At 30.1% G+C, this 23,543-nt stretch carries 17 protein-coding genes and 2 pseudogenes; 16 read left to right on the top strand and 3 right to left on the bottom strand.

From position 1 onward, the window contains the following. Positions 1-649: 649 nt before the first annotated feature. The 13 genes and pseudogenes from ACJAX4_RS10865 (at position 650) to ACJAX4_RS10805 (ending at position 17,688) form a co-directional block, all read left to right on the top strand. A complete protein-coding gene (locus ACJAX4_RS10865; RefSeq protein WP_435789481.1) occupies positions 650-2,608 on the top strand; it encodes a site-specific DNA-methyltransferase in 1,959 nt (652 codons plus the stop codon). Continuing rightward, complete coding sequence (locus ACJAX4_RS10860) at positions 2,601-5,501, top strand: DEAD/DEAH box helicase family protein (protein WP_435789480.1); 2,901 nt, start codon at positions 2,601-2,603, stop codon at positions 5,499-5,501. The genes ACJAX4_RS10865 and ACJAX4_RS10860 overlap by 8 nt, the downstream gene beginning before the upstream one ends. Before the next feature lie 357 nt (positions 5,502-5,858). Continuing rightward, positions 5,859-6,212 carry a hypothetical protein gene (locus tag ACJAX4_RS10855; protein ID WP_435789479.1) on the top strand — a complete coding sequence of 118 codons (354 nt, stop codon included), beginning with the start codon at positions 5,859-5,861 and terminating at the stop codon, positions 6,210-6,212. Between the two features lie 248 nt (positions 6,213-6,460). After that, a complete protein-coding gene (locus ACJAX4_RS10850) occupies positions 6,461-7,645 on the top strand; it encodes a hypothetical protein (RefSeq protein WP_435789478.1) in 1,185 nt (394 codons plus the stop codon). A 743-nt stretch (positions 7,646-8,388) separates the two neighbouring features. Further along, entirely contained in the window at positions 8,389-9,318 is a 930-nt protein-coding gene (locus tag ACJAX4_RS10845) for a tyrosine-type recombinase/integrase (protein WP_435789477.1), read from the top strand. 106 nt (positions 9,319-9,424) lie between these two features. Beyond that, positions 9,425-9,949 carry a hypothetical protein gene (locus ACJAX4_RS10840; RefSeq protein ID WP_435789476.1) on the top strand — a complete coding sequence of 175 codons (525 nt, stop codon included), beginning with the start codon at positions 9,425-9,427 and terminating at the stop codon, positions 9,947-9,949. 238 nt (positions 9,950-10,187) lie between these two features. After that, complete coding sequence (locus ACJAX4_RS10835; RefSeq protein ID WP_435789475.1) at positions 10,188-10,325, top strand: hypothetical protein; 138 nt, start codon at positions 10,188-10,190, stop codon at positions 10,323-10,325. Positions 10,326-10,490: 165 nt separating this feature from the next. After that, positions 10,491-12,554, top strand: a pseudogene (locus ACJAX4_RS10830) (thioredoxin domain-containing protein). A gap of 80 nt (positions 12,555-12,634) precedes the next feature. Continuing rightward, positions 12,635-13,633: an NADH:flavin oxidoreductase gene (locus tag ACJAX4_RS10825; RefSeq protein ID WP_435789474.1), complete on the top strand. Its 999-nt coding sequence runs from the start codon at positions 12,635-12,637 to the stop codon at positions 13,631-13,633. A gap of 226 nt (positions 13,634-13,859) precedes the next feature. Further along, positions 13,860-14,273, top strand: a complete 414-nt coding sequence (locus ACJAX4_RS10820; RefSeq protein ID WP_435789473.1) for a nucleotidyltransferase family protein — start codon at positions 13,860-13,862, stop codon at positions 14,271-14,273. A gap of 32 nt (positions 14,274-14,305) precedes the next feature. After that, positions 14,306-14,692: a HepT-like ribonuclease domain-containing protein gene (locus tag ACJAX4_RS10815; protein ID WP_435789472.1), complete on the top strand. Its 387-nt coding sequence runs from the start codon at positions 14,306-14,308 to the stop codon at positions 14,690-14,692. 429 nt (positions 14,693-15,121) lie between these two features. Beyond that, positions 15,122-16,831 (top strand): arginine--tRNA ligase, encoded by a 1,710-nt coding sequence (gene argS / locus ACJAX4_RS10810; RefSeq protein WP_435789471.1) that lies wholly within the window; start codon positions 15,122-15,124, stop codon positions 16,829-16,831. A gap of 149 nt (positions 16,832-16,980) precedes the next feature. Next, on the top strand, positions 16,981-17,688 hold the full coding sequence (locus tag ACJAX4_RS10805; protein ID WP_435789470.1) for a ribonuclease H-like domain-containing protein: 708 nt from the start codon (positions 16,981-16,983) through the stop codon (positions 17,686-17,688). 69 nt (positions 17,689-17,757) lie between these two features. Here the strand turns inward: ACJAX4_RS10805 and ACJAX4_RS10800 are convergent, their stop codons facing one another. The 3 genes from ACJAX4_RS10800 to ACJAX4_RS10790 are packed head-to-tail and all read right to left on the bottom strand — an operon-like array spanning position 17,758 to position 19,978. Further along, entirely contained in the window at positions 17,758-17,916 is a 159-nt protein-coding gene (locus tag ACJAX4_RS10800; RefSeq protein ID WP_435789469.1) for a FeoB-associated Cys-rich membrane protein, read from the bottom strand. Positions 17,917-17,960: 44 nt separating this feature from the next. After that, positions 17,961-19,736, bottom strand: coding sequence for a ferrous iron transport protein B (gene feoB / locus ACJAX4_RS10795; RefSeq protein ID WP_435789468.1), 1,776 nt, complete (start codon positions 19,734-19,736; stop codon positions 17,961-17,963). A 17-nt stretch (positions 19,737-19,753) separates the two neighbouring features. Further along, the gene (locus ACJAX4_RS10790; protein ID WP_435789467.1) at positions 19,754-19,978 is read right to left on the bottom strand and encodes a FeoA family protein; all 225 of its coding nucleotides are present in this window, start codon (positions 19,976-19,978) and stop codon (positions 19,754-19,756) included. A 178-nt stretch (positions 19,979-20,156) separates the two neighbouring features. Between ACJAX4_RS10790 and ACJAX4_RS10785 the strand changes: the two genes are divergently transcribed. The 3 genes and pseudogenes from ACJAX4_RS10785 to ACJAX4_RS10775 form a co-directional block, all read left to right on the top strand. Beyond that, complete coding sequence (locus tag ACJAX4_RS10785; protein ID WP_435789466.1) at positions 20,157-20,834, top strand: ribonuclease H-like domain-containing protein; 678 nt, start codon at positions 20,157-20,159, stop codon at positions 20,832-20,834. 283 nt (positions 20,835-21,117) lie between these two features. Further along, on the top strand, positions 21,118-22,818 hold the full coding sequence (gene ade, locus ACJAX4_RS10780; protein WP_435789465.1) for an adenine deaminase: 1,701 nt from the start codon (positions 21,118-21,120) through the stop codon (positions 22,816-22,818). Between the two features lie 532 nt (positions 22,819-23,350). Then, a pseudogene (locus ACJAX4_RS10775) lies at positions 23,351-23,543 on the top strand (type II secretion system protein GspE); the annotation flags it as partial.

Below are 23,543 nucleotides of genomic sequence, written 5' to 3'. Positions count from 1 at the left end.
AAGGAGTTGTATACAATAAACAAAGATATACTTATATTATCAGTTTTATTTGATTTTATTTTGGTTTACCACCGCGCTAGCGGTTTAGTGCTATTCTTATAATGTGGAGTTGGAAAATACACTTTCAGTATGTGACTGTTATATAAATGATATAAATAAGAGGAATACTTAAAATGATCTTCATTAAATAAAAATTAATATGCTAACATCATTAAATAAAAGTGATGTTTATGATTGTTAAGAAAGGTTAGATGAAAATCTTAAAGGCACTAATGGTACTTGATTTATAGTGAATGTAAGTTGATGGTTGTTAAAGGAAGTTAAATAGTAAAACTAACTACGAACCAGATAGCGAGGGTTAGAGCTAAGTGCTACGCAGACGAAGGGGAATTAAATAATAGTATAGCACAATAATTTTAAGTTTGAGGTTTGAAAAATCTAGCTTCAAGCTTTATTTATTATTTGAAGGAAAATAGATATAAATCGCGTATAAACCCCTAGTGTAAAATGAAAATATATTTTCATTTTACACTAGGGGTTTATTTATGTAAAACTAGATTTTATAAGTCAACAAATATTTATGTTTACATATTAAACTACCTATTAACATAAGTATATTTAGAGATTAATTAATTATTTGGAGGCATATATGTCTACTTCGCTTATAGATGAGTTACCTAAGATTGTTTCAGAGGGAAAAAAAGAAGTTGAAAAAATTTTTGAAAGGCTACAGACCAATAACAGAATATTGTTACAAACTAATGAATATGTAATTCCAGCTAAAGAAATACATAATAGTAATATTAGAAGGCTTGGTGGGTGCAATAGTGAATGGAATAATAGGCTGATTTATGGTGATAACATATTAACTATGCAGGCTCTTTTGGCGGGAGATGAAGAAAATGGAGTTCCTTCTATGAGGGGAAAAATAGATTTAATATATATAGATCCACCATTTGATTCAAAAGCTGACTATAGAACTAAAATAACATTGCCAAGTGGGGATATAGAACAAAGACCCTCTATAATAGAGCAATTTGCGTATTCAGATACTTGGAAAGATGGAACAGTAAGTTATTTAAAAATGATGTATCCACGTCTTGCATTGATGAAAGAACTATTGTCTGAAAAAGGCAGTATTTATATACATTTAGATTGGCATATAGGTCATTATCTCAAATTGCTCCTTGACGAAATTTTTAATAAGAGTAATTTTGTAAACGAAATTGTTTGGGGATATAAAGATATTGGTTCTCGTGCAGTAAATTATTTTAAGAAAAAACATGATGTAATATATCTATATCAAAAATCAGAACTTAGAATTTTTAATATTCAAAGGCAGTCATTATCCGAAAGCACTATGAAAAGATATGGTTCCTATTTTGATAAGAATGGCCAAATCACATATAGATGCTTAAAAGAAAATAATCCAGGAGTTTTCGCAAAACTAAAGGGTCAACCAGAAAATCTAGACCAGCCTTGGTTAGATGTTAACAATGGTCAACCCCTTTCTGATTGGTGGGATGATATTTCTCCACTAAAAAGTCATTTTAATGAATCAACTGGGTATGATACACAAAAACCAAAAGCTTTACTTGAACGCATTATCAAAGCATCTTCTAATAAAGATTCAATAGTTGCTGATTTTTTTGGGGGTTCAGGTACAACAGCTGATGTAGCAGAAAAGCTAGGTAGAAATTGGATAGTAGCTGATATAGGAAAACCTGCTTGTATGATTATGAGAAAGCGCATTTTAGATCAACAGTCAACACCATTTCTATATCAAAGTATAGGTGATTATCAGAAAGTAATTTTTACATCTAGTAAACAATTTAAAAGAGTTGGAGATTTATCACAGGTGGTGCTTGGTTTATTTGGAGCTTTAACTTTTACAAAGGAACAGAATCCAACAAGGAACTTGGGCTATATAAAATCTATCAGAACCTTAGTTATGGTCGATTCACCTTCAAAATTGACTGGATACAGCACTTTGAAAAAAGCTCAAGAGTTAAGGGGAACTTTTATGGGGGAATGGGACAAGGTAATAGTTCTAGGTTGGAACTTTACCATGGATATAGGACAAGTTATTAGAGGTATAAATGATGAGAAATTAGATGTTCAAGTAATTCCACCAGATTTACTAAATCAACTGTCAAAGTCAAAAAAGAGTTACGAACAACTTATAAAGGAAAAGAAAATAAGATTTTCAAGTCTACAGTATTTATCTATAGTACCTATAGAAGTAGTTGATATGGAGGATACAAATGAAAAGATTATAATAGAACTAGATAATTATATACTATTATCACCAGATGCTTTACCCATAGATGATAAGTACAAAGAGGAATTACAAGATATCATAGCGAGAGATCCTTTGGCATTAATTGAATATTGGAGTGTTGATCCTGATTATGATGGAGAAGTGTTCATTAGTAAATGGCAAGATTATAGAGATATTAGCAATAAAAAGAATACTGATTTAAAAGTTGTTACAAGACTCGAATTAAAAGTTCCTAAAAAACATGGAAAAAGAAAAGTCTGTGTTAAGGCCGTAGATATCTTTGGATTTGAGAGTATTGTTGTAGAGGAGGTAGGGGGAAATGCCTAATGCTATTAATACAGGAACAAGAGATATTCCTTTAAAGTTTGCACAAGAATTAACTGATATTGTTAATAAAGAATGGGAAGAAGGCACCTTTATTAATAATGTGACTCCTATAACAAGGGAATTATTAAATTACTGGTTTATTGAACCATTTTATTCACAAAGAGAGTTTAATTTTCATGAAGGTCAAAAGCAAGCGATATTAAATACTATATATGTGCATGAAGTAGTAAAAAGCAGATCTGTTATAGATATGTATAGACTTGTGAATAAAAAAATATTAGCAGAATTAGGTCAAGACCAAATAAATAATAAAAAGAATGATTACTGTAAATATGCAGTAAAGATGGCGACAGGAACTGGGAAAACGTGGGTTATGCATGGTTTAGTATTATGGCAATATTTAAATGCTAAATATGAAGAAAATAAAACAGGAATGTTTTCTAAAAACTTTTTATTAGTGGCACCTGGATTAATAGTTTATGAAAGGTTATTAGATTCATATCTAGGAAAGGTAAATAATTTAGGGGCAAGAGAGTTTAGTACCTCCGATTTGAAAAGATATGAAGAGTTATTTATACCTAACGTTTATAGGGATGAGGTTTATGGCTTTGTTCAAAATAATACTGTGAAAAAGGATGAGATAGGGAAAAAAGTAACCGGTGATGGAATAATAGCAATAACTAATTGGCACTTGCTAAGTGGGGAGGAACCTATAGATGAAGATGAGGATTGTTATGAAAGCATTAAATGTGTTTTATCCATAGCTCCAGGAGTTACAGATGGTCATAACCTTCAAAATTTAGATGATAGATACCTTAGAGGAAATGAACTGGAGTATTTGGTTAACCTTAAAGATATTTTTGTTATTAATGATGAAGCACATCATATCCATGAAAATAAAGTCGCTGGGAAAATTTATGAAGTTGAATGGCAAAAAAGCTTAAATTCAATCTTAACAACTAAAGGTAAAAAGTTTATACAAGTTGATTTTTCAGCTACACCCTATAATGTAACAGGTAGTGGAGAACGAAGAACAAAGCACTATTTTCCACATATAATAGTAGACTTTGATTTAAAAGAAGCTATACAAAAGGGATTAGTAAAGACAATTGTATTAGATAGGAGAAAAGAGATAGATTCTCAAAAACTTAAGGACCTAGATTATAAAGCCATAAGAGAAGGAAGAAAAGTTGTTGGCTTATCAGACGGTCAGAAGGTGATGATAAGAGCAGGATTACAGAAACTAAAAATACTAGAAAAAGAATTTATAGAGTTTACTAAAGATGTTAATGGCATAACTAATAAATATCCAAAGATGTTAATTATCTGCGAAGATACGTCAGTTTCTCCATATGTAGTTAAATACTTGGTTGATAATCTTGGATTAGAAGAGGATGAGGTAATACAAATAGATTCTAATAAGCAAGGGGACGTTAAAAAGGAAGAGTGGGTTAATATTAAGAGAAAGTTATTTAATATAGATTCCTACTCTAAACCAAGGGTAATAATATCTGTACTAATGCTTAGAGAGGGCTTTGATGTAAATAACATTTGTGTTATTGTTCCATTAAGGGCTAGTTCAGCACCAATACTACTTGAACAAACCATAGGAAGAGGACTAAGGCTTATGTGGCGTGAAAAGGAGTATGAACATATAAAGAGTGAAAATAGGGATAGATTATTAAAAGAGAAAAAACAACCTTCGAATTATCTAGACATCCTCAATATAATAGAACATCCTAGCTTTATACAGTTTTACAAGGACTTAATAGCGGATGGAGCGGCATATGAATCACAGGAAAATCCTGAATCTAGGAAAGATGTATTAGGAGATCTAATTAAGGTAGGATTAAAATATGATTATAAGAAATATGACTTATACTGGCCTATAATAGTACAGGAAAGTGAAGAAATAATAATTCATAAAAAGATTGATATAAATAAGATGCAACCATTTAGAGAATTTACATTAGAACGCCTTAAAGGATTATTAAGTAAAAAACATAGTGAATTCTATTCTGAAGAATTAACTGTTAAAACAAGATTTGGAAATTATGAAGTGCCAGGAGATATCTTTAATGCTAAAAGCTATAATGAATATATTTACAAAATTATAAAAGCAATTTCGGACTCCTTGGAGAAGGTAGGGAAACGGAAGGTTAAAAGATTTCCATTTATGCAAATCAATACAGCACAGCTAGCAGAAGCCGTAGATAAGTATATTAAAAGTAGATTATTCGAAGAAAAATTCAATCCTTTAGTTGATGAGAACTGGCGAGTATTGCTACTGAGTAATACTGGGATTATTGAACATATTATAAAAGAACTTAGTAAAATAATATATGAACTTCAGAATAATGTGGAAATAAGCGATGCCATAATAGAGAAGAAATATTTTTCTGAGATAAGTGAAGTAAGAATGAGAGAGCTATATTCTATTCCAGTAACTAAAAGCATTTACAATAGACTTCCTTATCCAGTTAATAGTGGTGGATTTGAAAAAGATTTTATAGAGTATGCTGATACAGATGCACAGGTAGATTCATTTATTAAGATAGTTGAAAATTATCATTATTTTGTTTCGTTAAGTTACATTAGAAGTGATGGACTAATTGCTTCATACTTTCCAGATTTTATAGTTAAGATAGGAGAAAATATTTATTTAGTTGAAACCAAGGCACAGAAAGACTTAAATAATGATAATGTTAAAAGCAAAGAGCAAGCAGCAAAGGATTGGATTAACAAGGTTAATTATTTAAAGGAAGAAGAAAGAATGAATTGTATATGGAACTATGTATTACTAGGAGAGACTGTATATTACACAATGAAAAAAGATGGAGGATCTATTAAAGAAATATTAGATTTCATAAAATCAACTAGATACGGTCAATAAGAATCAGTCTCAAAAAAAATTATATAGAGACAGATTTCTTTCTTGTCAAAGTGGCGGATTTCGTGAAATTGGTTCTTGTAATGGTAAGAGGATTTATATAACATTTATATGAAATTGTTATTAGAGAAACAAATTATTTATAAATTCGTCGTTACACTTTAGGTTCATGACGAAGGATGAATGACAGAGCTTATTATAACGCTACACTTTCGAGATATTACCTTTTTCTAGATGACAGGCACGACACCTTATTATTTATATTCCTTAAAATAAAAAGCTTGACAAGGTGATTTATCTTTTATTATATTACTTACACCTATAAAAAAAGGAATTTTAATAATAATGGAGGAAATAAAAATGAATATGGAATTAACACAGAAACAAATTGAATTATTTGAAGTATTAAAAGGAATGGGTGGCGTAAGAGAAAGGATTATGCTATATCAAAACATCTTTTGGAATAATGTAAAAATAACTGAAAATGATAAAATTGGTTATGAAGGTATTTTTGAAAATAGTGCTTTACTTTTGAAGGTATTTAAGTATGTATTAAAAGAAAAAATGATTATTGATTGTTATGAGATTAGTTTGCTTGCACAAACTTCATTGTTAGTTTATTCAAGACAAGAAAGTGACTTTATTAAAAAATACAATGAAATTTTGAAGGTGAATTCACCACATTTAAAAGAAATGTTAAGTATAGTAAATTAAGGCATATTGTTTATAAGGAGTTATTTTGACATCCCAAAGGTTACTTTAAATTTTAAGGGCATATGAGTTTTAAGACAAGGTACTTTATAACATTCAAGAAAAAACAAAAATTATACCTATAGATTAAACACATATAAAAGTGTTTAATCTATAGGTATTTTTGTATGGAAATACAATTTTATGGGATAATTATAAATGGTACTTATAGATTTAATAAATTGAAAATAATAATGTTAGGGGGTTTTGAGATGGAGAATATTAATTTAAAAAAAGATTTTGGCAATATAATTAACAATTTAGAAAATTTAGAAGAAGTTATAGAATTCATTACCAATTATAAATTCACCTATAGGCTGATTAATACAGCTGCAGTATTTAAAGATTTAATTGAGAATGGAGATGCAATTTTTCAAAATAACTATCTAGAAGTTAAAAGAATATCTAAAGTTTATGAAAAATACAACACATTGACAAATAACATAATTAATAATTTTAGGTTTAATATATATATTGAACAAACCACAAGTGGTAATATAAAAATAAAGGCAACTAGGACATTTATTGAAGATTTAAATTTATTTTTAAGTAAAACATATAAATGTAAATCTTTTCTTTTCGATAAAATACAATGGAGTAAATACGACAATGAAATTTGTACTTTATATACAAAGGATGCTAAATTTGCAGAGATATTTTTAACAAGCTTTTTTAAAACGCATACTTATAAATGGGGAGAAGTTGGAGTCAATTTTAATATTATAGAACTAGCTATAAAAGCATATGAAAAATTTCAAAAAAACATTTCAATATATTTGACTAGTAAGAGAGAAATTGAATTACAAATAAATAATATATTTAATAAATATATTAACGAAGATAAAAATTTCAACCCATATCTAGGGGATAAGTTCCTTATAGCTTTGAAAAATGAAATAATTTATAACATTGTGGATAAGAATATTACTAAATTTAATTCATGTATAAATGACATATTTAAAATAAAAAATGCTGTAAATGAAAAAGAAAAAATAATAGAAGAATTAACTTTCATTTACTACAATTATAAAAAAATAAATAAGGAAGGATATTTTTATGCTTTTTTAGATATCTCAGATAACGAAATGTTTAAAAAAGAAGGTTATGATGTAATTAAGATTGGAACAACAAAACAAAGTTTAGAAGTTAGAAAAAAACAATTATTTGAAGGGGTATTAGGAATAGATGCTATTAAGGTATATGCAAGTAAAAAGGTACCTAATGTTAGAATTATAGAACAGTTTTTTAAAATTCAAACGCCTAATTACCTTAATATAAGAAATGAATTTTATAAATCATCTATAGATTTAATTAATATATTTTTAAAAGATTATAATGTTATTGAAGAGTATCTACAACAAAATTACTATGCAATAAAACCATCAATTAAGGTTTAAATTTAATTTTTCTAGAATAGAAAAAGGATTGCGTTAGTTAAGACAAGATAGCTAATCCTTTTTTTTGTATTTTGGGGGATAAGGTAACTTGGATGTTAATATTTTTTGAAGGACCAAATTTATATTTCTTAAATTGACCATTTATTTTTTCAATATATAGGATATATCTTCTTGTTCTTTATTCAAGCATTCATATAAATCTAAAAGGAGTGGTAAAATTTTTTAGTTAAGGAATCTTATAAAGTTAAAATAAGTTATAAAATACTTGATTATAGTTTTAATCCTTTTGTTTACTATTGGGGATAGTTGGTTTATGTAATAAATGTAGGTATTTTATAATCAGTGCAATCCTTTGATAAGAAGGTTAATATAGATTTTTATTGGAATTTAAAAAAGAAAAAGAGCGATGTTGGCTTAACAGCAGCAATATATTTGCTATAACATTGCCACCCGTCGTGGTTACTTTTGCAGTAGCTACACTTGAAAGGCGAGAATACGGACTATTTGCTAAACACGTATACATCAAACCGTCTCAGTTTATTATTAACTGAGACGGTTTGAAAAGGGGCAGTAAGCCCTGTAATAATGAGGGATATAAGATACGATGAAAAGAAAAACCACTGAAACTAAAAATATATATAAAAATTCTGAAAAAATATAAAAAATCTTATCCATTAATTTGCGATAAAAAAATATATATATATAATGCTCATATCTTTAATTTAGAAAGGAATGTGATTGATATGGGCATTAATAATAATGATGATATTAAAAAATGGAATTGGGAGATGGATGAAAAGACAGAAAATATTTATAAAAATTTATGTAATCAAATAGAAACAGTTTTCAGGCATAAAAGAGAATGTTCCTTTAAGACTCGGGATCGGTATGCAGATGGGGTTAAACACTTTGCTAAATATGTTGCCGAAGAGTATAAAAAGCAAAATTTGAACAATATTAAACCAATGCACCTGGAGGGGTACGTACAAGCAATGCAGGAACTTGGATATTCTACTAGCTATGTAACAACTAATCTTTCTGCTGTTAGATATTTCAATGATGCAAATGGGAAGGATAGTAAAAGGCTCCCTACAAACAAAAAAATAGGTGTTGTTACTAGAGGAAAGGATGAACGTATAGGCTCAAATAAGGCTTGGAATAACGAGGAGATTGAGAACTTTATTTCATATGGCACACAAGTAGGACAAGTAAGGTATGGACAAATGGTACTACTTTCAAGCCAAATGGGATTTAGAATACATGAAGTGACTAGGTTGGATAAAGGACATCTGGAACAAGGATTGAAAGAGGGGGTTATATCTATTAAGGGGAAAGGAGGACTAATAAGAGATGTTCCTGTAGGAGATAAGTCTCTTATTAAAACTCTATATGATCAGACTCCTAAAGGGGCAAAGGTCTTTGTGCATAAAAATGAGCAAACGCACCAGGTTATTAAAAATATTCAAGTTTTTATTTATAATAATCAAAATAAGTTTGCAACAGGTGAGAAGCAATTAACATTTCATGGGCTAAGACATTTTTATGCACAAAAAAGATATAAAAATTTTATTTCTAGTGGGTATTCAGAAGAAAAAGCCAAAAGAAAGGTCGCGAAAGAATTGGGACATTTCAGACCAGAAATCACAGACATATATATTAAAGAAACACCTTAGGGTGTTTTTTTAATAGCTTAAATAAAAACAGGATTAATAACTTGAATTTATTAATGACATACATATAATACATTCATAACTTTAATTTATGTAGGAGGTGTCTGTTATGGATAATAGATATGTTAGGTTTTCAAAAGATTTTATGTACGTGGAAAATGATAGAAGAGATAAGGTTGATATACCCACGTATATAGCATTATCATTTAAGCGGCATAGGTATGATAAGGAAGACAAAGTGATACAGAAGGAGTGCGTTGAATGTTTAAAATGGTTTAATATATTAAAATTGGAAGAAAATCAATTAATTGATACACATAAAGAGGAAGAAATTTATTTGAGAAAAGGAAAAAGCGGGTATGCTAACAGGTGTAATTACTGTACAGCAAATGGTAAAGTAGCAACAAGCGGGTCGACAGGCTCCGATAAAAAAGAAATTGATTATAAAACTAAAGAAAAGAATGATAAATATAGCCTGTATTTAAGACCAAGCAATAAAAAATTTTTAGTTTTCTTAGCAGCAACTAAAGGAATAACTGTTGCAGATGCTCTAAATGAAATTATAGAAAAAGAAATAAAAAATACAGACATTGATAAGTTAATTGAAAACATGAAGAAAATATATAAAAATTAGTAAAAAGTCAGAGACTTATAATAAAGCTCTGACTTTTAAAATTTCTTTATTATAGTGTTACTAAATTTAGAAATGTAAAGGTCAATGTTCAAATAAAAAATAGTTCTTATAAAGTTGATTTGAATAAACTAATGTATATAATGTTGATAAAATATTGGTTTAAGCAAAAGAAGGAATTTATATGAATTTTAAATAGGTATTGATTTATAGTCTTAGACCTCCATGGGGAGGAATAGATATGAGTCAAAAAATAAATATAAGCATCTCATTTAATAACGAGCCATCAAAAGAGGGAATTGAAAATTATACACGTATTTTAAATGATCTTTTTACGAAGTCTATGGAGTTGGATATAAAAAACAAAGATGCGGAATAAGGTAGCATGTGAAAGTATCAAAAACATATTATTATAAATTGGTGATGATCTTAAAATGAAAACATTTATATAAGAAAAAATGCTATCGGATTATATTCGATAGCATTTTTGGGTATATTAATAAAAATAAACATATGAAGGGAGCGTGATAATATGTCAAATCAGATGATGCGTGGAAAGACTAATAGATTGGTTAATGAAAAGAGTCCATACCTGTTACAACATGCATATAACCCAGTAAATTGGAATCCCTGGTGTGAAGAAGCTTTTGCAGAAGCAAAAGCACAAAACAAACCTATATTTCTTTCTATTGGGTATTCGTGATGGGCATGTTTGTCGACTTGTCATTGGTGTCATGTTATGGAAAAGGAATCCTTTGAAAACGAAGAAGTAGCAGCCATTTTAAATAAATATTTTGTAGCAATAAAAGTAGACAGGGAAGAACGTCCAGATGTAGACAGCATCTATATGACGGTATGCCAAGCACTAACTGGAAGTGGTGGATGGCCCCTAACTATCTTTATGACCCCAGATAAGAGCCCTTTTTATGCGGGAACTTATTTTCCTGTGGAGAGTAAGTATGGAAGGCCAGGTATAATGGATGTGCTAAATTCTATTGCACAGCAGTGGAATGAGAATAGAGATGATATTGTAGCATCTAGCGAAAAAATAGTGGATCATATTAAAAACAACCATACTCGAGATAACGGTGATGCGTTGGAAGAATTAGAGGAACAGGAGATACACAATGCATATAATAGCTTCAATAGTGCATTCGATAGTAATTATGGCGGTTTTGGGTCTTTTCCAAAATTTCCGTCACCTCACAACTTAAACTTTTTGTTAAGATATTGGAAAAATTATAATGAACCTAAGGCACTAGAAATAGTAGAAAAAACATTGGAAGCCATGTATGAGGGAGGGATTTTTGATCATATTGGGTTTGGTTTTTCTAGGTATTCCACAGATGAGAAGTGGCTAGTGCCTCACTTTGAGAAAATGCTATATGATAATGCGCTTTTAGCATCAGCATATGTTGAAACTTATGAGGCTACAGGTAATGTGTTTTATAAGGGTGTTGCTGAGAAAATCTTCACTTATATACTAAGAGATATGACATCAAAAGAGGGAGCTTTTTACTCAGCGGAAGATGCAGATAGTGAAGGAGAAGAAGGTAAATTCTATTTGTTAACACTAAAGGAAGTAAGTTTAGTTTTAGGTGAGGAGTTATATGAGACCTATTGTAAACATTATGATATAACAAAAGAGGGTAATTTTGAAGGCCGGAACATTCCAAATCTCATTGGTAAAAACAGTAGCTCTATGTTAGATGAAGATTTAGAACAGAAACTAGAAGAGATGAGACAAAAACTGTTTGAGTATAGAGAAAAACGAATTCATCCATATAAGGATGATAAGATATTAGCATCTTGGAATGGGATTATGATTGCTGCACTTGCATATGGTGGAAGAGTTTTTGGAAATAGCAGTTATATTGTGCAGGCGGAAAAGGCTATGGACTTTATCTTAAATAGCATGATTAATGAAAAAGGAAGATTAATGGCTAGATACAGGGATGGAGATATAGCTCATTTAGGATATTTAGAGGACTATGCATTCCTAGTGCACGCTTTAATTGAATTATATGAAGCTACTTTTAATGTAAAATATTTAACTAAAGCATTAGAACTTAATGAAAGCATGCTTGAATTATTTAAAGATGAGGATCGGGGCGGACTATATTTATATGGAAGTGATGGAGAACAGCTAATTGTTAGACCTAAAGATATTTACGACGGAGCAGTGCCGTCAGGCAATTCAGTGGCTACTTTAAACATGTTAAGGCTGTCTAGATTAAGTGCTAATAGAGAATTAGAAAATGAAGCATACAAGCAATTTGAAGTTTTTGCATCTAAGGTTAAGACTATAGAAAGTGCTCATGCTTATCTTATGACCGCACTATTATATAGTAAGGTACCAGGAAAAGATATTGTTATATCAGGAGAAGAGCAGGAAGCTGACACTAAAGCTATGATTACGGAAATTAATAGTACTTATCTTCCTTTTGCTACAGTAGTTTTAAATACTGGACATGAAGAGCTAAATTCTATTAATCCTGAAATAAAAGCGCACAAACGATTGAAGGGAAAAACCACTGCTTATATTTGTGAGAATTTTAATTGTAAAGAACCCATTACTGATTTAAAGAAGTTTGTAGAGAATATTTAAGAGAAACAATTTCCATAAATCGTAAGAGGATGTATGATATAATTATATATTATTACAATAAAAGATTATGGAGGTTTCAAATGAATAATTTATTAAAATCATTAACAGTAGGAAACATAGAATTAAATAATCGATTAGTTATGCCACCAATGGCTACATCTAAATCTCAAGGTGACGGCAAGGTAAGTGAAGATATTTTGAATTATTATAAAGAAAAATCAGAAGGTGGATATATATCTTTAATTATAATTGAGCATAGTTTCATAAGTAAGCAAGGAAAGGCAAGCAATGGGCAACTTTCAGTATCAGAGGATAGTGATATTGAAGGGTTAAAAAAATTAGCAAAAGTTGTCCAAAACAATGGGTCAAAGGTTGTTATGCAAATTAGTCATGCAGGAGGTGCAGCTACGAGTGACGTTACAGGAGCAAAACCTGTAGCACCATCAGCCACGTTAAGTCCACGTTTTAAAGAAAAAGAACTGCCACATGAATTATCTAAAGAGGAAATAAATAAAATAATTAGTGATTTTGGAAAAGCTGCGCTCCTTGTAAAAGAAGCGGGATTTGATGGAGTGGAAATACATTCAGCTCATGGATATTTATTAAATCAATTTTTCTCACCTCTTGCGAATAAAAGAACTGATGAATATGGTGGAGATGTGAATAACCGTATTCGTATTCATTTAGAAGTGATTAAAGCAGTAAAAGAAGCTGTGGGAGATGACTTTCTGATTCTCTTAAGACTCGGAGCAGCAGATTATATTGAAGGCGGAGCAGTTATCGAAGATGGTGTCATTGCGGCTAAAAAGTTCGAAGTGGCAGGAGTTCACATTCTTGATATTTCTGGTGGATTTAATGGATATACAATGCCGAATTCGTCGGAGCAAGGATATTTCTGGCCATTAACTGATGCTATTAAGAAAGCAGTATCCATACCTGTAATCCTAACTGGTGGAATTACTGAAGCCATCGCTGCTGAAAGATTACTATCTGAAGGTAAAACAGATCTTATTGGAGTTGGAAGAGCTATATTTAAAGATTCTAAATGGGCACAAAGGGCTATAGAAAGTCTTAAATAAGGGCAATATGTTGCCTGTTTATATTTAGGGGACTGAGTGTTTACTAATTACTCAGTCTCCTTGAATTGCCTAAATATAATTGATTTTATGTAGCTATACAATATTAATTGTAGTGGTGATGTAAATAGTGCATAAGGTAAGAAAAAAGGATATAATATAAGTATACTATTAATCATATAAAAACATTGATTTTCGTAAAATTAACTATAAAGTGAGGTATTGAGATATGTGCAAATCACAATCAGAAATATTAGATAGGTTAAATAGTGAAGAATTTAAAAATTATTTAAAAACAATGAACTTAAATAATGTCTTAGTATTTGGCAGTCTTTTGAGAGATGATTTTAGTGAGCAATCTGATGTAGATATAGCTATACTTGCAGAAAACAAGGTGAAAATTAAGGGTATATTGGGTTTAGAGTTGTATTTAGAAGATATATTTGAACGTAATATTGATGTAGTTGACTTGAATAGTGATAATTTAGATATTTTTATAAAAATTAATATATTAAATAGTAGCAAAAGCGTGTATTCTTCAGATCAAAATTTATCATTAGAAGAACTTGTAGAAAACTTAGATTGGTATTTTAAAGAAAATGAGAATTTCTTTAGATATAGAAGGAGGGATTTAATATCTTAAACGATCAAAGATTAATTAAAATAATTGATGATATGACTGAAGTTGTAAAAAATCTTAAAGCGTGTAAAGAAGCATTAGAAATAAATGAAGAATGTAATACTACTATTTTTATTGAATTTGGACTTAAACAAATTTTTGTAGATTTTTTTATAACTGTTGAAGATCTGACATCTATTATACTAAAAGATATTAAAGAATCTAAAATTGGTATAGATATGAAAATGGCTTTAGGTATTTTAAAAGATAAAAAAATAATTGGAGATGACATATATTTGTTCTTAAACGAAGCTAGACTTTTAAGGAATAGAATATCTCATAGGTATAAAGAACCATCAAGAGTGGAGCTATTAGAGTTTGTTAATTGTAATTTAAATAATTTTAATGAAATATTAGAGATTGCTAAAAATTATTTGAGATAGATAATCTTTATTTTCTGACTTTTAAAAAAATTGACAAACATCCACTAATTAGAGTATACTGTAATATATTATGGAGTAATTATATTACAATTAAATTCTGTGAAGAGGATAGTACTTTCTTATTAATCTTTAAGCGAGCAAGGGTAGAGTGTAAGCCTTGTAAGGTATAAGAAGTTAAATAGGTAACTATTTAACAAAATTAATCCGTTAATTTTAGGAAAAGAACCTTGGAGAAGCTTCCTGAACCAGTTAAAAGTAATAACTTTTGACTTTTATAGGGAAAGTCGCTAATTAGCGTTAAAATATTGAGTGGACTTTATAGTCAACTAGAGTGGTACCGCGGAAATATAACCCGTCTCTTTATTTAGAGATGGGTTTTTTGTTGTATAGTAATGTACATTAGCTTTAAAATTAGGAGGGAAATATTATATGGATTATAAAAAAGTAGTTGCAGAGAGAATTAAACAATTGGTGGATTTAGATATAGAAACAATAGTGAATTTAATTGAAACGCCACCAAGACCTGAAATGGGTGAATTTGCTTTTCCATGTTTTCAATTAGCTAAAACTATGAAAAAAGCACCAAATATGATAGCAAAGGATTTAAAAGAAGAAATTGAAAAAGAGGGCTTTGAAAAAATAGAGTGTTTTGGACCTTATCTAAATTTCTTCCTAGACAAAGGCGTATTCATTAAAACGACAATAGAGAAAATATTAGAAGAAGGGGACAAATATGGTTCATCTAAGATAGGTGAAGGCAAGAATATGGTTGTAGAGTATTCATCACCTAACATAGCGAAACCATTTCATGTAGGGCATTTATTTACTACAGCAATTGGTAACTCACTATATAAGATACTTTCTTTTGAAGGGTATAATTGTACAGGAATTAATCATCTTGGAGATTGGGGAACACAATTTGGTAAGCTTATTTATGCTTATAAAAACTGGGGTGACAAAGTAGCTCTTGAAAAGGATCCTATTAGAGAATTATTAAGAATTTATGTTAAATTTCATGCAGAGGCTGAAATTGATGATACACTTAATGATGAAGGAAGAATGTACTTTAAGAAATTAGAAGAAGGCTCTGCTGAGGAAGTTGCGCTTTGGACTAGATTTAAAGATTTGAGCCTTGTAGAGTTTAAAAAGCTTTATGATACTCTAAATGTTAAATTTGATTCTTATGCTGGAGAAAGCTTTTACTGTGACAAAATGGATGACGTAATTAAAGATATAGAATCTAAGGGGCTTTTGGTAGAAAGTAATGGAGCTAAGGTTGTAATGCTGGATGAGTACAATATGCCACCTTGCATCATTAGAAAAGCAGATGGAGCTACAATATATGCAACTCGTGATTTAGCTGCAGCAACTTACAGAAAGAAGACTTACGATTTCCATAAAAACATTTACGTGGTTGGAAAGGATCAATCTCTTCATTTTAAGCAAGTATTCACTACTTTAAAGCTTATGGGCAATGAGTGGGCAGATGACTGTGTGCATGTACCCTTTGGTACAGTAAGATTTGCAGATAAGAAATTATCTACAAGAAAAGGTGATGTTATTTTTTTAGATGAGTTATTAAGTCAAGCAGTAGATAAAACTCTTGAAATAATAAATGAAAAAAATCCTGAGCTTGAAAATAAGGATGATGTAGCTAAAAAAGTAGGAATTGGTGCTATCATGTTCACTTACTTAAAAAACCATAGAGAAAGAGATATTGTCTTTAATTGGGAAGAAATGCTTAGCTTTGAGGGAGAAACAGGTCCTTATGTACAATATACTTATGCAAGAGCAAAAAGCATATTAAGAAAAGTTGAAGAAAATAGCAATAGTAATAATGATAGTTTAGTGCTTGACTACAAGACTTTGGATTCTAAAGAAGAATTTGAACTTGTAAAACAATTAGAAGGTTTCCAAAGTTCAATTATATACGCTATTGAAAAGTTAGAACCATCGGTAGTTACTAGGTACGTTATTGAGGTAGCTAAATCTTTCAATAAATTTTACAATCAAATTAATATATCAAATTTAGAAGATGAAGCTGTAAAAAGAGCAAAAACTAAAATGGTAGAAGCTACTTGCATCGTGATAAAGAATGCATTAGGGCTTATAGGTATAGAAGTTGTAGAAAAAATGTAATTTATAACCGTTATTGCATTTGCAATAACGGTTATTTTATTGTATTATTATATTATAGAAAAATGTGAAATTTATTTAGCACCACGGAGCAAATAGAAATAAATTTGTTTCAATATATACATTTCTTTTTTTATAGATTAGGGGGAAGTATGTTTATCAAAGAATATGAAATTAAAGTTGTTTTACCTAAGGAAATTTACAAAAGATTTAAGATGGGTACTATTGCGTATTTAGATATTGAAGCTACAGGTTTTGATTTGGAGTATGATAAAATAGTGTTGATATCCCTAGGTTATTACGTAAACGAAGAAGATTTTAAAGTTATTCAATATTTTGCAGAGACGCCGTATGAAGAGGAAAGTATTTTAAAAGAGCTTAAGAAAGCTATGGGTAATTTTAAAAGATGGTGTTCCTATAATGGCACAGCCTTTGATGAACCCTTTGTAATTAGAAAGATGAATAAATATAATTTACATTTTAGATTGCCTGGTGAACACATAGATTTATTTAGAATTATAAGACCCTTTCATAAGAGAATGGGGATGAAGGGCTGTAGTTTGAAGAATGTAGAACAGTTCACTGGAATTTATAGAAAAGATGAAATAAGTGGAGCTAGGAGTGTTGAGATTTATAACGAATACCTAGTAAAACATGAAGAAAAATTGAGGGAAATTTTAATGCTTCACAATTACGAGGATGTTGCAAATTTGCCTAAAATTTTCAAGGTAATTAACACAATTGAAAATGATTTAGACGTTAAAAGAAAAGAAAAATTAGCTAAAAAACAAATGTCTCTTTTAAAGAGTAATAGAAATACAAATGAACCATTAAAAATGGCTAATACCCAACCATTTTAAAGCATAAAAAGTGTTCATATATTATAAATAAAACATTGGCATAGTACATTAATGTACTATGCCAATGTTTTATTTATTTTTGTTCTTAGTTGCTTCGGGCTTTGGACTGCAACTATGACTACAATTTTTGCAGCCACTACCACAATCACCACTTGCTTGTTTTTTTATGTTGGAATACAAGACATATGCAGCTACGATAACAATCACTCCAACAATAATAAATTCCATAATTACATCACCTCTTACTATATTTTGTTCTGTTATTCCTAATATTATCCTATTATAAGACTACCTACATTAAATATTATAAAAGAAACTACCCAAGCGAGTATTAGTTGATAGACCAGTGAGAAAATAGCCATTTTACCTCCGTATTCTTTTTTCATAGTTGCAATTACTGATACACAAGGAGTGTAAAGTAATACAAAAGATAAAAAACTATAAGCAGCTAGAGGCGTAAAATAATCAGGCAAAATATGTGTTAAATTGCTTCCGTAAATAACACCCATGGTACCTACAACTACTTCTTTAGCCATAAGACCAGTTAGAAGTGCTACAGAATTTTGCCAAGAAGCAAATCCAAGCGGAACAAATATAGGGTTTATAAATTTTCCGATAGCGGCAAGGAAACTAGAGTTAATGTCAACCATACCTGTAGTGTTGAAATTCGATAAAAACCAAACTAATACTGAGATTGAAAATATTATAGTACCAGCTTTCTTTAAGAAACCTTTACCTTTGTCCCAAGTATGTAGTATCAAGGTCTTTGGTGCTGGTAATTTATATTCTGGTAATTCTATAATGAAAGGTTCTTCGTCCTTTTTGAACAATGTATTTTTAAATAAAACACCAATTACAAAGGCGAGTCCAATACCCATTAAGTATAATGAAAATACTATTAGTGTTTCTCTCCCTGGAAAAAATACTGATGCAAACAGTGCATAAACCGGAAGCCTAGCATTGCAGGACATTAGAGGTACTAAAAGCGCAGTTAATTTTCTGTCTTTTTCACTTTCAAGTGTTCTAGCAGACATTATAGCCGGCACAGAACAACCAAATCCGACAATTAAGGGAATAAATGCTTTACCTGATAATCCCATTTTTCTCATTAATTTGTCCATTATGAAAGCAGCTCTTGCCATATATCCACTGTCTTCTAAAAATGATATACCTAAGAACAATGCCAGTATAACTGGTAGAAATACTACTACAGAGCCAACTCCACCTACGATACCATCGATTATAAGAGAAGAAAACCATGAACTATTACTTGCAAGTACATTAGTTAAAAATGGAACAAAAGAATCATTAAGTAAGGTATCTAATAAATCAGCTAAAGGTTGTCCAGCCCAATTGAATGTAAACATGAAAATTAAAAATAAACTACCGAAAAACAGTGGATAAGCCATTACTCTGTTAAGAACAATTTTATCTATTATTTCGGTAATAGAAATTTTATTATTATTACTATTATTATTGCGTCTACTGGTACAGGATTTTAATAAATCCTCAATGTAACCGTAAGTTTCTTTTTCATCTTTAAACTTTAAATTGTTTAAAGAGGTAGTAATATAATCCTCTTTAATGATACTATCAGTAACATCAGAAATTCCATTACCTTTCGAAGCGACTATAGGAATTATTTTCATTCCTAGCTTATCTGACAAAAGATTAAAATCAATATCTAAGCCTTTAGACTTTGCTACATCTAACATGTTTAATACTAAGATTATTGGTATATTAAATTGTTTTAATTGTGTTGTAAGATATAAATTTCTCTCGAGATTTGATGCATCAACGATATTTATAATTACATCTACATTTCCATTTTCTAAAAATTCTTTAGAAACTTTTTCTTCATTTGAATAAGTATCCATTGCATAAATTCCTGGCAAATCAATAAGTTTAATTTTATTATCAATAATGCCTTCTTTTTTATCTACGGTTACTCCACCCCAATTACCTACATGTTGATTGGAGCCTGTAAGTGCATTAAATAAAGTCGTTTTACCAACATTAGGGTTACCTAATAGTGCAGCAGTAATCATTTAAGTCCTCCTCATTATTACGCAGTTTTAACATGTATATTTTTAGCGTCATTTTTTCTAATGGCTAAGTTGAAACCACGTAAACTAATAATTATAGGATCGCCTAGAGGGGCAGTTGCTTTTAGTGTTACTTCTGTGCCTTCTATGCAGCCTAATGCGAGTAATCTTTTTGCAAATTTCTCATCGCCATAAATTGATTGGATAAGAGCTTTATCTCCTGGTTTTAAATCATAGATGCTCATAATAATCACTCCTCATTGAAAACAATTCTCAATATCATACTACCATCATTATCTATTAGTGTCAATATAAAAATAGTAAGGGAAAGTATTAATTTTAAAAATACTTTCATATAATAGGTTAACTGTGATAACATATAAGTAGAGCAAGTTAGTAAACTTAGTAGAAAAGAGTGATAGTGTGATTACAAAACTTAGTAGTATTAAGGTTGGGGAAATTTCAACAGAAAATGCCCTTACCATAGCCGGAAATAGAGACCTGTTTAAAGATGCAATATTTTTTGATTTAGAGCACTATATTTATAAAAAACCTATATGTATTGGAGTTTTTGGATGTTGTATTTATGATGAAGCCTCGAATGAGTTAAAGGTTACTCAATATATGGCAGAGAATAAAAAAGATGCTATAGAAATATTATCGCTAGCTAAAAATTATTTTGAAGAAATGAAAAACAAACACAATAAAAAATGCATAGTTACGTTTTCAGGAAATAATGATTTTACAGTTATAAATTATTTATTAAAGGCACATAATACAGATTTTGTATTAGAGGGGTATTTTCAAGAAGTTGATCTTCAAAAATGTTATGAAAAAGCTGAAGGAACTTGTATTGGACTTAAAGCCCTAGAGAAGATATTTGAGATTGATCGCGAAAGTGAATTAATGAGTGGATCTAATTTAGCTAAAACCTTTGGTAAAATAGTAAAAGATGATGATTATATTAATAGAATGCCTCAAGACAAAAAGGACAGGATATTATTATATAATCAACAGGATGTTGTGAGTTTGTTCTATATATATGTGGATTGGTTTAATAAAGTAAAATTAAAAACAGAAGAAATTGAAGCACAGCAATAGCTGTGTTTTTTTTATTGGGCATAAATATGTATAGCAAATTCTTCTGCGTGCCTTGCAACAGAGCTCGAAACTAAAAAATGAAAAATGATTATAGGATTTATATAAAGATTAGATGATAAAGATTAGTTAGAATATTTACATGACAATTTAGGAATGAGGAATACTACAACCCTTTACATAATATTGTAATAGAAAGCACATGAATTAAATAATGGGAATGTATCCAAGTACATATTCATGTGTAAAAGAGGAGATTGACACAAATTATTAGGGGGGAAGGCTTATGGAGCAGGTTCGGAAGAACATTGATGCAGCTATGGGAAGAATTAAATCAGATTTGGTACTTAAAAATGCGAACTTTATTAATGTGTTTACTGAAACAGTTGATAGTGGAGATATTGCTATAGTTAATGATATTATTGTAGGCATCGGGAATTATGATGGGGAAAATGAAATTGATTGTTCAGATTTATATGTGACGCCAGGATTTATAGATTCACATGTGCATATAGAATCCTCTATGATTATGCCGCAACAGTTTGGAAGTGTGTTAATTAAAAAAGGTGTAACTTCCATAATAGCAGATCCACATGAAATAGCTAATGTGGAATGTATGAAGGGTATAAATTTTATGCTGGAAAACAGTTTAAATGCTCCCATAGATATATATTTCATGCTACCATCTTGTGTTCCAGCTACTAAATTTGAGGATAATGGATACTCGGTTAATGCTCAGGAGTTAGAAAAATTAATAGATAATAATATGGTGTTAGGTCTTGGAGAAGTAATGGATGTTGATGCAGTTATAAATAAGGATGAAGATATGTTAGCAAAAATGGAAATAGCGAGGCATAAACACATTGATGGCCATTGTCCAAAGATATCGTATAGGGAGCTTAACGCATACTTAAGCTGCGGTGTTAAAACGGACCATGAGTGCACTAGTGCTAAGGAAGCCACAGAAAAAGTTAGTAGAGGAATGTATGTTATGCTAAGAGAAGGTTCAACTGCAAGAAATTTAAGAAGCTTACTTCCTGCCGTTAACAATCATAATTATGGAAGGTTTTTATTTTGTACTGATGATAGCCATATAGATGACGTGCTAGATACTGGCTCTATAGATAACTGTATTAGAATTGCTATAAAAAGTGGAATTAATCCTATAAGGGCATATATAATGGCCTCATTTAATGCAGCTAAGTGTTATGATTTAAAGGATAGAGGCGCAATAGCCCCAGGATATAAAGCAGATTTGGTAATATTTGAAGACCTAAAGAGCTTAAATATAATAAAAGTTATAAAAGACGGTAAAGAATATAATGAAGTTCGTGATAAAAAAAACTTAAGTTTAAAAATAAGCTCTTCCATGCATATGGATTTTATAAACAGTGAGATTTTTAAGGTTGAAAGTAAAACTAAAGCTGTAAATGTAATAAAATTAATTCCTAAATCCATAGAGACTAAATTGGTACAGAGGAAAACACGAAATGAACTTGGATATCTAAAGAGAATGGTTGAAAAAGATATATTAAAGATAGCCGTATTCGAAAGACATCACAATACAGGCAAGCATTTTGTTGGATTTATAGAAGGGCTAGGGTTAAAGCGTTGCTCTATAGCGCAGACAATATTGCATGATTCTCATAACGCTATAGTGGTGGGAGACAATGATAAGGACATGGAGGTTGCGGTTAACACACTAATTTCTATTGGTGGAGGAATCACTATGGTGTCTGATGGGAAAATCGTTGCTCAGTTAAGCTTACCAATTGGCGGCATAATGACTTTTGAAACTCCATATATGGTTGCGGAGAATTTAAAAAGGCTTAATAGGATTGCTAGGGACTTTGGAGTGCGAGAGGAGTATGATCCTTTTATAAGCTTATCTTTTATGGCTCTTCCATTAATACCTCAGGTTAAAATTACTGCTAGGGGGCTCTTTGATTATAATAAATCTGAGTTTATTAAACTCAATGTCGAATAATGGGTGAAAAAAAATCAAAATAAGTATATGTGAATTACTTATCTTATATTTGTACTTACTTGTATATAAAAAGTGTAGGAAGTAAGGATATGTTCAAAGTTAAGAACTTGAAAATGCCTATGACTAGTCTGTGTCTATGGTAAAGTCAAAGTAATGTGTTTAACCGTTAATATAATTAAATTTAAAAGTTCTTAAGTAGCCTACTCCGATTTGGGAGAGAGGCTATTTATTTGTGGAAAATAATACAATATATTATAAAATCGAATTGAATTCCCTTAAAAAGTGATATATAATAAATTAATGAATAAATGAATAATTATATGAAGAAAGTATGAATGAAATTGTAATTGTTAAAAAAATACTTGCTACAGATGAAATGAAAAATATATTTATATGAAATTTCAAGGTGAGGTGTTCATGTGGATAATAAGGTGAAAAGACGTCTTGTTGACTCGCTAGTTCAGTCAGAGAAAATTACAGTACGAAAATTGCAGGACTGCTTGACAAAACAAAAGAAATCAAGGAGAAAAATATGTTTGGACTAAAGAAGAGATTAGGGGATCTATTAGTTGATGCAGGGAAATTAACTAAAGAACAGTTAAAAGATGTTCTAGGTAAACAGAGAAGTACAGGTAAAAAACTAGGAGAACTTTTAATTGACGATGGCATACTTACAGAAAACGATATAATTGAAGTGCTTAAGATGCAACTAGACATAGATAGGG

The organism is Clostridium sp., from assembly GCF_051278035.1.
Taxonomy (GTDB): domain Bacteria; phylum Bacillota; class Clostridia; order Clostridiales; family Clostridiaceae; genus Clostridium_AD.
The sequence above is the reverse complement of the archived record's forward strand: the minus strand, read 5'-3'. Positions and strand labels throughout refer to the sequence as shown.

What these genes read in the sequence shown, in the direction of transcription:
- ACJAX4_RS10820 (WP_435789473.1), top strand. Translation starts at nt 13,860, where the DNA reads ATGTGCAAATCACAATCAGAAATATTAGATAGGTTAAATAGTGAAGAA.
- ACJAX4_RS10815 (WP_435789472.1), top strand. Translation starts at nt 14,306, where the DNA reads ATGACTGAAGTTGTAAAAAATCTTAAAGCGTGTAAAGAAGCATTAGAA.
- ACJAX4_RS10850 (WP_435789478.1), top strand. Translation starts at nt 6,461, where the DNA reads ATGGAGAATATTAATTTAAAAAAAGATTTTGGCAATATAATTAACAAT.
- ACJAX4_RS10835 (WP_435789475.1), top strand. Translation starts at nt 10,188, where the DNA reads ATGAGTCAAAAAATAAATATAAGCATCTCATTTAATAACGAGCCATCA.
- argS (WP_435789471.1), top strand. Translation starts at nt 15,122, where the DNA reads ATGGATTATAAAAAAGTAGTTGCAGAGAGAATTAAACAATTGGTGGAT.
- ACJAX4_RS10860 (WP_435789480.1), top strand. Translation starts at nt 2,601, where the DNA reads ATGCCTAATGCTATTAATACAGGAACAAGAGATATTCCTTTAAAGTTT.
- ACJAX4_RS10825 (WP_435789474.1), top strand. Translation starts at nt 12,635, where the DNA reads ATGAATAATTTATTAAAATCATTAACAGTAGGAAACATAGAATTAAAT.
- ACJAX4_RS10805 (WP_435789470.1), top strand. Translation starts at nt 16,981, where the DNA reads ATGTTTATCAAAGAATATGAAATTAAAGTTGTTTTACCTAAGGAAATT.
- ACJAX4_RS10865 (WP_435789481.1), top strand. Translation starts at nt 650, where the DNA reads ATGTCTACTTCGCTTATAGATGAGTTACCTAAGATTGTTTCAGAGGGA.
- ACJAX4_RS10845 (WP_435789477.1), top strand. Translation starts at nt 8,389, where the DNA reads ATGGGCATTAATAATAATGATGATATTAAAAAATGGAATTGGGAGATG.
- ACJAX4_RS10855 (WP_435789479.1), top strand. Translation starts at nt 5,859, where the DNA reads ATGAATATGGAATTAACACAGAAACAAATTGAATTATTTGAAGTATTA.
- ade (WP_435789465.1), top strand. Translation starts at nt 21,118, where the DNA reads ATGGAGCAGGTTCGGAAGAACATTGATGCAGCTATGGGAAGAATTAAA.
- ACJAX4_RS10800 (WP_435789469.1), bottom strand. Translation starts at nt 17,916, where the DNA reads ATGGAATTTATTATTGTTGGAGTGATTGTTATCGTAGCTGCATATGTC.
- ACJAX4_RS10840 (WP_435789476.1), top strand. Translation starts at nt 9,425, where the DNA reads ATGGATAATAGATATGTTAGGTTTTCAAAAGATTTTATGTACGTGGAA.
- feoB (WP_435789468.1), bottom strand. Translation starts at nt 19,736, where the DNA reads ATGATTACTGCTGCACTATTAGGTAACCCTAATGTTGGTAAAACGACT.
- ACJAX4_RS10790 (WP_435789467.1), bottom strand. Translation starts at nt 19,978, where the DNA reads ATGAGCATCTATGATTTAAAACCAGGAGATAAAGCTCTTATCCAATCA.